The sequence below is a fragment of the Aureisphaera sp. genome, from assembly GCF_059726885.1.
This window is the reverse complement of record NZ_AP041051.1, coordinates 2,440,962-2,456,314: the sequence shown is the minus strand read 5'-3', so window position 1 is coordinate 2,456,314 and position 15,353 is coordinate 2,440,962. Positions and strand designations below refer to the sequence as shown.

Here is a 15,353-nt window from a genome sequence, read left to right as displayed (position 1 = left end):
ATCATAATCCTCATTCTTTCACTAATCTTTTCACCGTCGATGCGTTGTCGCTGGTGATCATGACCATGTACACCCCTGTTGCCAGGTCGGACACGTCTATGGCCATCTCCTGCTGCATGTCTGCAAGGTCGATGGTCCTGATGAGTCGTCCGTTGGTGTCGTAGATCGCTGCCTGCTCCAGTAGGATGTTGGCCGTGTTGGCCAGTGTCACCACAGAGCTTGCAGGGTTCGGGTACAGGCTGATCGCGTTGTCCAGCACCGTGTCCTCAAGGCCCAGTACGCTCTCCACGGTCAGCTCGAAGCTACAGGTCGATACGTTGCCGTACTCGTCCTCCGCCGTAAGGGTGATCGTGTACACGCCGTCCGGTACCAGTGTCCCCGCCGCAGGGTCCTGCGTGGTGATGGTAACGGGGTCCGTACAGTTGTCCACCGCCGTGGCCTCGCCGGTGGCGAAGTAGTCGGGGATCTCGTAGAACAGGTTACCCGGTCCTGGGTCCACGCTCTGGTCCGCCGGGCAGGTGAGCTCGGGGGCGAGCGCGTCCACCACGGTGATCTGAGAGGTACAGGATGCGATGTTACCGCTGGCGTCGGATGCGAACACCGTAGCGGTGATCACCGTACCAACGTCCGCACAGGTAACCTCGGTCACGTCCACCGCCAGTACCGTGATGCCACAGGCATCGAACGACAGTGGGCCGCCCGGTATCTCGATGAAGAACGCGTCCCCGTCACTGTTGGTCAGGGTAAGATCCCAGTTGTCGGGGGCGAACTGGCCCTCGAAGCCTGGGTCGAAGTTGGTCACCATCGTCTCGTTGTTGCCGAAACCGTTGTCGTCCGTCTGGGAACGGAAACCGAACACGTCGCCGGCCACAAGGCTAACGGAGGCACTGCCCGACTGGTTGCCCTGGGCTGGGTCCGTAAGCTGGGTGTAGGCACCGTTGACTATGTAACCGAAGCTGTCGAAGCCGGGAACGTCGTTAAGGGTGTAGTCCCAGTCGAAGTTAACGGTAACGTCAGCGGTAACGTCCACGGTGAAGTCCGTGAAGCCCTCGGTGCCCGATTGGTTGTCGCTACCGATCACCATCGCGTCGAAGGTGCTCGGCGCAGTCGCCAACAGGTCCTCTGGGTCGATCTCGGTCGTACCGTCGGGGCCGATCTCGATCGTTACGTCCTGACAGATAAGGACAGGGTCCGTTACGTCTAGTACCTCTACCGTTGCGGTACAAGTGGCAGTGTTTCCACTGTCATCCGTAACGGTAACCTCGAACTCGTTAAGGCCTAGGTTGGAACAGTCAAGGTCAAGGATATCCGAGATACCCCCGCCACAGGTCCCGCTGAACACGTAAACCCCGTCGTTGCCGGGAACTGGGTTGCCCCATGTCGCCCCGCCGTCGGCAGTGTTAAGGCAGTCGTAGCTCCCGGATCCGGAAGCACCCGACACCTCCCATGCGGTGATACCGCCGGAGGTAGAGTTCACGGATACCGACACCCAGTAGTTCGTGTCAACACCAGCCTGGCTGGCGAACAGGAACGGGGTGATGTCGAACACCGTCTCGCTAACGTCGAAACCGAAGTTGTTTCCAACCACGGTCTGGGCGGATGGAACGACACCGGCCTCGCTGCCGATCATCGTACCGGGCTCACCGCCGTTGTCCTCATAGTATGCAAAGTCCGCAGTGGCGATGGTCGCTCCCACATCGTGGAAAAGGTTCATCGTTACCTGGTTCAGCGTGAAGTCCTCATCGGCAGCAACCAAGATGTCGTTGGCCACCAAGAACCCACTCCCTGGGTCACTGAAGTATCCGTTCTCGAAACCGTTGCTCGCATTAGACTGGTCGCAAGGGGCAGGCGGGCTGCCGGTAGTGGCAGTCCAGCCACAGGCTTCGTTAACACTTTCTAATAAATCGCTCACCGGGATGGAAGCCATACCATTGGCATCCAACTCTACCACTAATGGTGCGGCCGGTGGGAACTCGTAGTCCAACTGGAAGTTGTCGATGGCAGCGTGCCATCCCCAACCGCCAAGGTCGTCATAGGCGAAGCGTACTTGGAAGTCCGCGTTCGCATACGCAAGAACGTCGAAGGATACGGACTGGATGTCCGGGTCCATGTCCTCGTCGTAGAAATCGATCTGCTGCCATGCGGCTCCGTCCCATACCTCTATGGAGAACTCTTGGTCGCCCGCCTCCTGGAAGGCAACGTCGTATGAAAGGTTTGCTAGCAGCGCACCGTCTAGGTCGAAGGTCGGGGAGAAGAGTGTCGCCACGTTGATCTCACCGATACCTGCGGCATCGTCGTCGAAGATCGCTGCGTTGGTCGCGAAGTCGTCGCCCGTTGGAAGGTCACCGCTACCGAAGGTCCAGTCCCAAACACCGGCATCGATCTGTGTAGACCAATTGGTTGGAAGGGACGATCCTTCAAACTCCTGAAGGTAAGAGAATACAGATGGTTCTCCAATACAGAAAATCTCAGGAGCAGTAACATCCTCTACCGTTACATTTGCAATACAAGTAGATTGGTTCCCACTGTCATCGGTTACCAATAAAGTAACAGCATTAGTTCCAACATCGGCACAGGTCAATAATAAATCTGGTGCACCACCGGATACTCCTGAAACATATACCAAAGCCTTAATATTATTTTCAAATCCATCTGGATCTAAAATTGTATTAATGGTACCCGCTCCTAGGTCGATTGTATAGATGGCTCCACAGGTAAATGTTCCCGAAGCTACAAGCTTTCCTCCACCTACATATTCCATCGCTTGCGCTGTTCCTCCAAATGTGCCACATGGACCTGTGAAGGAGAATAATAAGGTATCGGTACCGGCACCATCTATTTCAAACATATCAATATCTCCACTTGTACCATTAAAAGTACTGTAGATTACTGTGTCATTATCACTATCATAGGCAAGTCCAATTCCTCCTCCGTTATTTGGTGGGGTTGCAAACGCAGACGACGTCATTGTTCCAAGGTCCAGCGTATTCACATTACCGTTTCCAAATGAAACATACAGGGTACCATCGTCCCCAAACACAATTGAGTTTGGATTGGTTGCACCACCAGCAGAAACTACATCACCTAATTCGGTGCCCAAGATATTATTCTCTAGATCGTACTCAAACAAGGCTCGGTTTCCAGTGGTTGGTGAATCTCCCAATAGGTAAACAACACCGCTCACTGGGTTCCTGTCCAATCCAAGAGAATTTCCTATTGTGGTATCTCCATACGGAATATCGCCTGCAGCAATAGCATCCGTACTAGGATCATAGTCGTAACGGCCTAGGTTACTGGCAGCTCCTACAAAACCAGGTACTAAAGCGTACAATCCGGATGCAATTGGGTTAGGAGTTCCTATCTCTAAAGAGGCGATACCGCAGTTATCGGTACTTCCTCCATCGATCTCCGTTGGGGTAAGTACATATTCGCCATTGGCATCCAATTGCACGGTAATGTCCATACAAACTGCCATAGGCGCTTCATCGTCCGTAACGGTTACAGTAAAGCTACAAGTTTCAGAATTACCACCTTCATCAGTGGCCGTAAACTCAACCGTACTTGCACCTACAGGGAATTCTGTTCCACTTGCAGGACCCATAGATTGGGTTACCGTAATGGTTCCACACCCTCCTGAAGCCAATGGTGGAGCAAAAGCTACCACAGCGCCACATGTACCTGGGCTGGCAGTTGTCACGATATCCATTGGACAACTTAAGCTAATAGGCACAGGATTACTAGGTGTAATTAATACATCTACGTCATACGCATTTCCAGCAAATCCATCTACCTGTATATAATAAGTGGTTCCAGGTGTGACCGCTACATCATCAATTAATGAAAGCAAGCCAGCACCACCGTCGTCATTAGCAGCTACTTCTACAAACGTTCCAAAATTACTACAATCAGTGGCCTCCCACAATGCTAATTGTGTATCACCAGTTCCTATAGTTTCAATATCTAAAGCACCACAATTTGGAGCCACAAAAGTATACCATAGTGAGTTTTGCACTCCTGTTTCAAAAGAACACCAGCCATCCTGAGAATTACAGGTGCTTCCTCCGCTACCTGCTCCTGGACTAGGCTCACCAGCTTGCGCAGTGGCCAATGCCCCATCTGCCGGTTCTGGCACTCCGAGGGTAATGGTACTTGCGCTACACACGTCATCGTTAGGCGGTGGCGGCACACAGGTCATGGTCAAATCGAAATCCCCTTCAGAAGAACCGAAACCATGAACTAATATTAAATAATTGGTTCCTACTGTAGACAAGAAACTAACTTCCGATTGCACACCGCACGTATCATCATTTCCTCCCACACAGGTAAGTGCTCCACAAGAATCTGAATATACTGTAAGTTTACTGTCGTATGAAGTACCCGTACACGTAGACAAGGTTACACCACTTCCATCTCCAGTCCAAGAATACCAAACTCCCGGTGCCGTATTACTTGTCCCACAAAAAGGAGCACTATCCACAGTTTCACCTATGGTAGATCCGGAAACTGTATCCCCACAATTAATGGGGAAAGCATCGGCACAATCGTCATTTGATGGTGGTCCTATAATAGAAACCGAAGCTTCCCAACCACACGTATTCACCACTCCACTAAATCGGGATGCGAACGTTAGGTTACCGTTGGTAGAGGTAAATGTTACCGTACCTGCATTCGTCATATCTACTAACTCATCTCCATCTACACTACTATTCCAAAGCTCAGGATCTCCAGAGGTAGGATTCGTAGCACTACCAGAAGTATTACTTGCAGTAACAGCACCTGAACCATCAAAAATGGCCATCCAATCAAAGTTACCAAACACCCTAAATTGAGTAAATGTTACGGAAATTTGACTTCCGGCGGGTGCGCTTAGCGTAGTAACGGTAATACAGTTACAGTTTGGGTAATCACCTGGATCACCACTACTGGTGGTACTGCAGTCACCTCCCGGACCCCCATTGGTGCCATCTGTGGGATCGGTGAACACTTCACCATCTGCAGCTACCACTGTTGTGGTGGTTCCTGCTGTTTCTGTTATAAACTGGCCATATGACAATGACGTCACAAAAAAGAGGCCAATACATAACATTAAATTGTGTATTGTTTTTTTCATTTGAATTGGTTTTAATTAGTTGAAAAAACTAAAAGAAAGCGGTCATTACTTATGAATGACAGCTGCTATTTCGTCCTTTATACGAAGAATCTTATCTGTAAAGTCAGGGTATTTATGTTGCGCAATTTTATTTGCAACTTCAAGGGCGTCGTTTACCGATTTTCCTTCCTGAAAATGTTGCAGAACTGTTGTTGTAAACAACTCTGTAATCTTTACATCAAATTTGTCCACTGTTCCCTCAGAAAGTTGATCGTGCATGTCTGCCAATCTAACCTCCAAACGATCTTGAATGTCGCCAGAATTCAGGGAACTTTGCGCCTGAATTGCGGTTACCGAAAACAGGAACAAAATGACAAGGATTAAATGTTTTTTTGATCCAAAGGGTTTTTTCATAATAATTCGAATTAGTAGTTAGTAAATTGATTTAGCAAGCCAATGAGCTAGCCATAGGTAATTTACAATAAGAAACGGAAATTATAAAGCATCTAATCAAAATCTAGTTAGCCTGTAGGGAAAATCCGATAAAGTGCATAAAAAAACCCGCTCCAAAAGGAGCGGGTCTAATACTAATATATGTCTAAGGGTTTTACTCCTTCACTAATCTTTTCACCGTCGATGCGTTGTCGCTGGTGATCATGACCATGTACACCCCTGTTGCCAGGTCGGATACGTCTATGGCCATCTCCTGCTGCATGTCTGCAAGGTCGATGGTCCTGATGAGTCGTCCGTTGGTGTCGTAGATCGCTGCCTGCTCCAGTAGGATGTTGGCCGTGTTGGCCAGTGTCACCACAGAGCTTGCAGGGTTCGGGTACAGGCTGATCGCGTTGTCCAGCACCGTGTCCTCAAGGCCCAGTACGCTCTCCACGGTCAGCTCGAAGCTACAGGTCGATACGTTGCCGTACTCGTCCTCCGCCGTAAGGGTGATCGTGTACACGCCGTCCGGTACCAGTGTCCCCGCCGCAGGGTCCTGCGTGGTGATGGTAACGGGGTCCGTACAGTTGTCCACCGCCGTGGCCTCGCCGGTGGCGAAGTAGTCGGGGATCTCGTAGAACAGGTTACCCGGTCCTGGGTCCACGCTCTGGTCCGCCGGGCAGGTGAGCTCGGGGGCGAGCGCGTCCACCACGGTGATCTGAGAGGTACAGGATGCGATGTTACCGCTGGCGTCGGATGCGAACACCGTAGCGGTGATCACCGTACCAACGTCCGCACAGGTAACCTCGGTCACGTCCACCGCCAGTACCGTGATGCCACAGGCATCGAACGACAGTGGGCCGCCCGGTATCTCGATGAAGAACGCGTCCCCGTCACTGTTGGTCAGGGTAAGCTCCCAGTTGTCCGGGGCGAACTGGCCCTCGAAGCCTGGGTCGAAGTTGGTCACCATCGTCTCGTTGTTGCCGAAACCGTTGTCGTCCGTCTGGGAACGGAAACCGAACACGTCGCCGGCCACAAGGCTAACGGAGGCACTGCCCGACTGGTTGCCCTGGGCTGGGTCCGTAAGCTGGGTGTAGGCACCGTTGACTATGTAACCGAAGCTGTCGAAGCCGGGAACGTCGTTAAGGGTGTAGTCCCAGTCGAAGTTAACGGTAACGTCAGCGGTAACGTCCACGGTGAAGTCCGTGAAGCCCTCGGTGCCCGATTGGTTGTCGCTACCGATCACCATCGCGTCGAAGGTGCTCGGCGCAGTCGCCAACAGGTCCTCTGGGTCGATCTCGGTCGTACCGTCGGGGCCGATCTCGATCGTTACGTCCTGACAGATAAGGACAGGGTCCGTTACGTCTAGTACCTCTACCGTTGCGGTACAAGTGGCAGTGTTTCCACTGTCATCCGTAACGGTAACCTCGAACTCGTTAAGGCCTAGGTTGGAACAGTCAAGGTCAAGGATATCCGAGATACCCCCGCCACAGGTCCCGCTGAACACGTAAACCCCGTCGTTGCCGGGAACTGGGTTGCCCCATGTCGCCCCGCCGTCGGCAGTGTTAAGGCAGTCGTAGCTCCCGGATCCGGAAGCACCCGACACCTCCCATGCGGTGATACCGCCGGAGGTAGAGTTCACGGATACCGACACCCAGTAGTTCGTGTCAACACCAGCCTGGCTGGCGAACAGGAACGGGGTGATGTCGAACACCGTCTCGCTAACGTCGAAACCGAAGTTGTTTCCAACCACGGTCTGGGCGGATGGAACGACACCGGCCTCGCTGCCGATCATCGTACCGGGCTCACCGCCGTTGTCCTCATAGTATGCAAAGTCCGCAGTGGCGATGGTCGCTCCCACATCGTGGAAAAGGTTCATCGTTACCTGGTTCAGCGTGAAGTCCTCATCGGCAGCAACCAAGATGTCGTTGGCCACCAAGAACCCACTCCCCGGGTCACTGAAGTATCCGTTCTCGAAACCGTTGCTCGCATTAGACTGGTCGCAAGGGGCAGGCGGGCTGCCGGTAGTGGCAGTCCAGCCACAGGCTTCGTTAATACTATCAAGAAGGTCGCTTACTGGAATAGAAGCATTACCGTTCGCATCCAGCTCCACCACTAGTGGTGCAGATGGTGGGAACTCGTAGTCCATCTGGAAGTTGTCGATGGCAGCGTGCCATCCCCAACCGCCAAGGTCGTCATAGGCGAAGCGCACCTGGAAGTCCGCGTTCGCATACGCAAGAACGTCGAAGGATACGGACTGGATGTCCGGGTCCATGTCCTCGTCGTAGAAATCGATCTGCTGCCATGCGGCTCCGTCCCATACCTCTATGGAGAACTCCTGGTCACCGGCTTCTTGGAAGGCAACGTCGTACGAAAGGTTCGCTACGATCGCACCGTCTAGGTCGAAGGTCGGGGAGAAGAGTGTCGCCACGTTGATCTCACCGATACCTGCGGCATCGTCGTCGAAGATCGCTGCGTTGGTCGCGAAGTCGTCGCCCGTTGGAAGGTCACCGCTACCGAAGGTCCAGTCCCAAACACCGGCATCGATCTGTGTAGACCAGTTCATTGGCAATGAAGAACTTTCGAACTCCTGAAGGTAAGAGAATACTGCTGGCTCACCAATACAAGTGATCACTGGAGCAGTAACATCCTCTACGGTTACCATTGCATCACAGGTAGATTGGTTCCCACTGTCGTCGGTTACCAATAAAGTAATAGTATTGGTACCAACATCCGCACAGGTCAACAATAAATCTGGCGCACCAGCAAGGCTTGGTGCAACGTACACCAATGATTTTATATTATCTTGGAATCCATCAGGACTCAATAAAGCAGTTGCGGTTCCAGCGGTAAGGTCTATCGTATATATAGTAGAGCATCCAAATGTTGTTGAAGCAACGATTTTTCCACCTCCTACATATTCCATCGCTTGTGCTGTTCCTCCACAACCACCATCAACAGTCGCGAATGAGAACAATGGAGATACTACACCAGCAGTAGATATTTCAAGTACATCTACTGTACCAAAGTTATTAGCGTAGATCACACGGTTCCCATCAGAATCGAATGTAAGTCCAGCACCTCCTAAGCTAGGCACTGTAGCAAATGCTGTTGATGTCATCGTTCCTAAATCTAAGGTATCCAAGTCTCCGCCTCCATAGGAAACATATAATGTACCATCGTTACCGAAGGCCATGGAGTTAGGGTTACCCGCTCCACCAGCAGATACAACATCTCCCAGTTCAGCTCCAGCTGTACCGGTAGTCATATCGAAGGCAAATAGAGCTCTGTTACCCGTTGTTGGAGAATCACCCAAAATATAGGCCATCCCGTCCACCGGGTTGATATCTACAGCATAATTGGTATCTAATCCTGTTCCGGAAAAAGGATTATCTACTAGGGAAATGGCATCCGTCATAGGATCATAGTCGTAACGTGCAACATTGTCTACAGAATCCCATGGGTACACTGCATAAAGTCCACTTACAATTGGATTAGGAACTCCAACCTCAAGTGAAGCGATACCACAGTTATCGGTACTTCCTCCATCGATCTCCGTTGGGGTAAGTACATATTCGCCATTGGCATCCAATTGCACGGTAATGTCCATACAAACTGCCATAGGCGCTTCATCGTCTGTAACGGTTACAGTAAAGCTACATGTAGCTGTGTTTCCTGCAAGGTCAGTAGCTGTAAATTCTACTACAGTAGATCCAACTGGGAATTCACTTCCACTGGCTGGCCCCATAGTTTGTACCACTGTATCTAGGTCTCCATCAGGATCTGTTACCAATGGTGGAGGGAAAGCCACAACAGCCCCACATACTCCAGTACTGGCAGTAGTGGTTACGTCCATTGGGCAAGTCATCATTGGAGGATCCCCAAGAGGTGCAGTATAAGAGAAATCGATACAGAAACTATTTAACTGTCCGATATCGCCTCCTGCGTCATCGTTAATTTGAAGGGTCCAAGCACCATTAATATCTTCACCATCGAATACTGTATTGAACAGTCCTCCTTCTGGGAAGAAATCAGCTGGTAGTGGATCACCTGTATCCCAATCTTCTGGGTCGTTTGTAGATGAATCTGTAAATACCACATCGGCAGCTACATCTAATCCATCACTTCCACCATCATCGAACATCAAATCCAATGTTGTTCCAGCAGGAGAAATCAAAGTAGCCTCAATATCGGAAGCCCAAGTGTGCTCAATATTAAGGGTTACCTGATCTAACGTAGCGTTAATACCAATGACACCACTATCTGCAACATTGGCAATAGATGGATTCATGAGTCCACTACTTGGTGTTGGAAGTGCTGCTCCAGCAGGAATTAACTCAGGTGCATTTCCACACTCATTAACAGCAAAGACAATGGGAGCGAAAGTAACACAGAAGCTATTTAGCTGTCCGATATCACCACCAGCATCATCGTTAATTTGAAGTGTCCAATCTCCACTTACGGGCTCACCGTCGAAAACTGTATTCAATAGTCCTCCCTCTGGGAAGAAATCCGCTGGCAGTGGGTCTCCAGTATCCCAATCTTCTGGGTCATTTACTGAAGTATCTGTGAATACTACATCTGCAGCCACATCCAATCCATCACTTCCTCCATCGTCGAACATCAAATCCAATGTGGTTCCAGAAGGAGAGATCAGGGTCGCTTCAATGTCAGAAGCCCAAGTGTGCTCAATGTTTAGTGTCACATTCTCAATTGTGTAATGTGTACCTACCAAACCAGCGTCCGCATTCGTGGCGATGGATGGGTTCATGAGTCCACTACTTGGTGTTGGAAGTGCAGCACCCGCCGGTATCAGCTCTGGTGCATTCCCACAAATAGTAGTCTGAGCGTTTACTTGCCACAAACAACATGTGACAAAAAACGCTAGCAAGGTTAACGTAATTTTTTTCATAAAGAATTTAATTTAGATTAATCACTATTAGTTAATAATTCGTTAATGTAAGAAAAATAAATAGATTGAAAAAAAATTAATTTTTTAGGAATGCAAACATCGATAAAAAGTGTTTTTCCTTAGATGAAATTCATTCATCTTGGCCCCCTAAACTTTTATATATTTGTGTATTCACATTCAGACCGAATTCATGAAAAAAGGGATTACACTGTTCGCACTTTTATTCGTTTTCTTTTCTTGCTCCAAAGAAGGCTCAAAAGTTGTAAAAACAGGCGGATATACCAATGGAGCTACTACCCTATTCAGTAAAATACCAAGCGACCAATCGAACATTCGATTTAAAAACAACTTGGTGCAAACCATGGAGTTTAACTTCCTGAACTACCCCTATATTTATGCTGGCGGGGGTGTGGCTGTTGGCGACTTGGATAATGATGGTCTGGAAGACGTGTATTTGGTCTCCAATTTTGGACCTAATAAGCTTTACAAAAATACAGGTGATTTTCAGTTTGAAGATATAACAGTAGCTTCAAAAACTGAAGATTACGAAGGATTCTCGACGGGAGCTACCTTATTGGATATCAATAACGATGGATGGTTGGACATATATATTTCGAAGGCGGGTTCGTTACAGGATGACAACAAGCGTCGGAACCTGCTTTTTGTGAACCAACAGGATGGCACTTTTAAAGAGGATACCAAAACGTGGGGATTGGATGATCCGGGATACAGCACACAAGCCTATCAATTGGACTATGACAAGGATGGAGACTTGGACATGTATATTGTGAACTACCGTTATGATTTCAAGAATAACACTACTATTAGTGGCGATATTCAACGACAAATAGAAGAAACCACCAGTGATCAATTATATCGAAATGATGGGGATCGCTTTACTAAAGTAACCGCGGAGGCCCAATTGTACAACAAGGCCTGGGGATTGGGGGCTGCCGTAGGTGATTTTAACAACGACGGTTGGGACGACATATATGTAGCCAATGATTTCTTGGAACCAGATGCCATGTACATTAACCAAAAAAATGGAACTTTCCGAAACGAAATTATTGAGAGGGTCAACCATATTTCATTTAATAGTATGGGCACCGATTTTTCAGATTTGAACAACGACCTGAACCCAGACTTGATTACAGTAGACATGCTTGCGGAAAATTATGCGCGAAGCAAGGAAAATATGGCTTCCATGAGCACAGAAAATTTTGTGAGCATGGTGAAGGTTGGATACCACCATGCCTATATGGCCAATATGTTGCATTACAATGTAGGAAACGGCAAGTTTCGTGAATCCTCCCAACTGAGCGGTGTGGTTAAAACGGATTGGAGCTGGGCCCCTCTTTTGGCCGATTTTAATAATGACGGGTTAAAGGACATTTTCATTTCCAATGGTGTTTATAAAGATTACACCAATCAAGACTTCCGCAATGAAATGAAAGCAAGAAATGCCCGAGGGGAAGCTATGACACTAGACGGTATTTTAGACCTTTTGCCTTCCGAAAAATTGAATAATTATATCTACGAGAACAATGGGGATATGACCTTTTCTAAAAAAATTGAAGATTGGGGATTGGAAGACCCTAGTTTTTCTAATGGTGCAGCCTATGCAGATTTTGACAATGACGGAGATTTGGACCTCATCGTAAACAATGTGAATGATGAGATTGGATTGTATAAAAACAATGCCAATGAAAACTTCCTGCAGCTATCACTTAAAGGTCCTTCTCAAAATACATTGGGCGTAGGTGCTTCGATTTATGTGGAGGATGAGAAGCAGACACAACTTCAGGAGCTTTATATGGCTCGTGGTTATCAGTCATCTGTTTCGCCAATACTACATTACGGACTGAAAGGAAGTAATTCTGTCTCCTCAGTAACTGTAGTCTGGCCCGATGGAAAAACATCGAAAATTGAAAACCCAGAACTCAACCAAAGAATAACGATCGACTATGCTTCTGCTACTAATGAAGCCTCTCCCTTCACAAAACCAGCATCTAAAAAAGAAAGCACCCCTGCTGAATCCTTAGGAATTAACTATCAGCACGTGGAAAACGATTTTAACGATTATGCACTGCAATTGCTTATTCCCCAAAAGCAATCTACCAAAGGAACGAAGATGGCTACCGGTGATGTAAATGGTGACGGATTGGAAGATTTCTTTGTAGGAAATGCAAGTGGTGCCTCTGCAGCGATGTACCTTCAAAATGGGGATGGCACATTCTCCCCTAAAAATGAAAGCCTTTGGAATTCTGAAGCGGGATATGAAGATGCCAATGCGATGTTTTTTGATGCAGATGGCGATGCCGACATGGACCTATATGTAGTAAGCGCAGGTTACGACCTGAAAAAGGACAGTCCAATGTTACAAGATCGATTGTACATTAATGATGGGAAGGGTAATTTCAGTAAAAAAACAAATGCACTTCCACAAATGCTGTCTTCCGGGAAGGCACTTGCTATTGAAGATTTCGACAATGATGGCGATGCCGATATTTTTGTGGGTGGAAATGTTATTCCAGCGGAGTATCCCAAATCACCTACCTCCTATTTGTTGAGGAATGACAATGGTATTTTTACCGATATTACTTTAGAAAACAATTCTTTATCCGAAATAGGAATGGTTTCGGAATCCTTGTTCACGGATTATGATGGCGACAATGACCTCGACCTTCTTATTGTTGGTGAATGGACGCAACCCACTTTCTTCAACAACAACAATGGCACATTCGCCAAAGCTGAAAATACCTCTGGACTGGAAAAGACCGAGGGATGGTGGTTCTCTGCACATGCCGCGGATTTTGATGGCGACGGAGATCAGGACTATATCCTAGGGAATATTGGTAAGAACAATAAATTTCAACCCAAAAAGGAGAAACCCATATATATTTACGGAAAGGATTTTGACAATAATGGCAGTTACGATGTAGCACTTAGTAAAATAAACCAAGGGAAACTGGTGCCCGTGCGCGGAAAGGAATGCAGTAGTGAACAAAACCCTTATTTATTGGATAAGATTGAGAGCTATAAGGAATTTGCCAGTTTGGAAATGAAAGACATCTATGGCGAGGATCAGTTAAAAGATGCTTTTAAGTTAACGGCCTATATGTTTGAAACCGTTTACCTTGAAAACAAAGGAAATGGAGCATTCGAAATGCACAAGCTACCGAACGAAGCTCAAGTAGGGCCAACCTTAGACGTGGTGTCCAAGGACTTTAATGGAGATGGGCATCAGGACATTATGGGTCTAGGTGCTATTTATGACGCGGAAGTGGAGACTATTCGATATGACAGCAATTATGGGTATGTATTGTTAGGGGACGGAAAAGGAGGATTTATGTATACCAAAGATTATGAACCATTCATAGATAGGGATTCTAAGGATGTTGCTCAACTTACCATTAACGGAAAAGAGCATTTTGTAGTGGTTAGCAATAATGCACCCTTAGAAATTTTCACCTTCGAACCTTAGGACACGAAGAACTCACGATATTGCAAAACCCTAAAATCGATGGTATTCATTTTAGGGTTTTTATCTTTTAATTCCTTGTACAGCGCAAGACTTCCTACGGCCCTATTTGCTGCTCCGCTTGGTGCCGTAAGGGAAACCGTTTTAATTTGCCTTGCTGTGTTAGGAAGTGTAAACTGATGAACCCTCGGCACAACTGAAGAAACCACCTCATACTCCAGCTTGTATTCCTTGGTCAATTTTCTGAAAAAGTACTCAGGCCCATTTTTACTATTACCGCCCATAAACAAGAGGGTGTCAATAGTTTTGTGCTGGCTTAGGATTTGAATAAGATCACGTAGCTTTACTTGCTGCATTCCCAGATCGCTGGCATCTATCTTGTCACGCTTGGCAGAGTCTACAATATCACAAACACCAATGCCTTGATCTAACAGAAACTTTTTGCGCTGGTCTACTGCTGCTTGGGTAGTCTCAAACAATAGATTCAGATTAAAAATTCGATCCAAAATAGGCCATAACTGCCCATCCCTGCTTCCGTAACAGAAATTGACATCACCCGGCCTATACTCCTTCGTTGTAAATCTAGGTGGTGGTAGGGTGCCAACAATTAATTTTGTGGCTCCTTTTGGAATAAACGGTGCGTATGGATGCGTATGATGAAACACTAACGAATGAAAACCAGTTCGTTTCCGGATGACATAGGCTCGCTATATCCGTAGCCCTCATAGTTGAAACCTTTAAGATCATCCAATGTTTGTGCGTTGGTATCTATAATGTAACGGGTCATATAACCCCTAGCTAACTTTGCAAAGGTCATGATGGTCTTGTATTCCCCGTTTTTAAGATCTTTAAATACTGGCGTAATTATTTCGCCCTTTAACGCCTTCGCATCGATGGCCTTAAAATATTCGTTACTAGCTAAATTTACGAACAGTTCCCCTTCCTCCAATTCTTCATTCAGGGTCTTGGTGATTTTTTGTTTCCAAAACTCATACAAGTTTTTCTTTACCCCTACCGGAAATTTGGTTCCCATTTCCAAACGATACGGCTGTATTAAGTCCAACGGTTTTAAAATCCCGTATAACCCAGAAATAATACGCAAGGTGTGCTGCATACGTTCTATTTTATCCTCAGGAAGGGTGTAAACATCTAAGCCTCGGTAGACGTCCCCACTAAAGGCATACACTGCGGGGCGTGCATTATCCGGCGTAAAAGGTAGGCTCCATTCTTGATTGCGCTCATAATTCAATCTTCCCAAATTATCTGAAATGCTCATCAATTTGGACAAACTCCTGGCCGACTTCTTCTTCAATAATTTATTCAATCTTTCTGCTTCGGCTAGAAAGCAAGACTCAGTATGTAAAGGAGTTGGGAGTTCTTTTTCAAAATCCAAGGATTTGGCTGGAGATATAGCAATTTTCATGTGAACATCTTTTCAG

6 protein-coding genes are annotated in these 15,353 nt (G+C 47.5%); 1 reads left to right on the top strand and 5 read right to left on the bottom strand.

Annotated features, from left to right (window positions below; all coding sequences use genetic code 11):
- Positions 1–10: 10 nt before the first annotated feature.
- The 3 genes from AC6JAD_RS10735 to AC6JAD_RS10725 form a co-directional block, all read right to left on the bottom strand.
- Entirely contained in the window at positions 11–5,110 is a 5,100-nt protein-coding gene (locus AC6JAD_RS10735) for a T9SS type A sorting domain-containing protein (protein WP_497865410.1), read from the bottom strand.
- Positions 5,111–5,155: 45 nt separating this feature from the next.
- The gene (locus AC6JAD_RS10730) at positions 5,156–5,503 is read right to left on the bottom strand and encodes a hypothetical protein (RefSeq protein WP_497865408.1); all 348 of its coding nucleotides are present in this window, start codon (positions 5,501–5,503) and stop codon (positions 5,156–5,158) included.
- Positions 5,504–5,696: 193 nt separating this feature from the next.
- Complete coding sequence (locus AC6JAD_RS10725; protein WP_497865406.1) at positions 5,697–10,433, bottom strand: proprotein convertase P-domain-containing protein; 4,737 nt, start codon at positions 10,431–10,433, stop codon at positions 5,697–5,699.
- A 190-nt stretch (positions 10,434–10,623) separates the two neighbouring features.
- Here AC6JAD_RS10725 and AC6JAD_RS10720 point away from each other — a divergent pair, with 190 nt between their 5' ends.
- On the top strand, positions 10,624–13,917 hold the full coding sequence (locus AC6JAD_RS10720; RefSeq protein ID WP_461305454.1) for a VCBS repeat-containing protein: 3,294 nt from the start codon (positions 10,624–10,626) through the stop codon (positions 13,915–13,917).
- Here AC6JAD_RS10720 and AC6JAD_RS10715 read toward each other — a convergent pair.
- Both AC6JAD_RS10715 and yaaA read right to left on the bottom strand, forming a co-directional pair.
- Positions 13,914–14,579 (bottom strand): uracil-DNA glycosylase family protein, encoded by a 666-nt coding sequence (locus AC6JAD_RS10715; protein ID WP_461305455.1) that lies wholly within the window; start codon positions 14,577–14,579, stop codon positions 13,914–13,916. The two genes, AC6JAD_RS10720 and AC6JAD_RS10715, sit on opposite strands and share 4 nt — an antisense overlap.
- Positions 14,579–15,337 (bottom strand): peroxide stress protein YaaA, encoded by a 759-nt coding sequence (gene yaaA, locus AC6JAD_RS10710; RefSeq protein ID WP_461305456.1) that lies wholly within the window; start codon positions 15,335–15,337, stop codon positions 14,579–14,581. The genes AC6JAD_RS10715 and yaaA overlap by 1 nt, the downstream gene beginning before the upstream one ends.
- Positions 15,338–15,353: the final 16 nt, after the last annotated feature.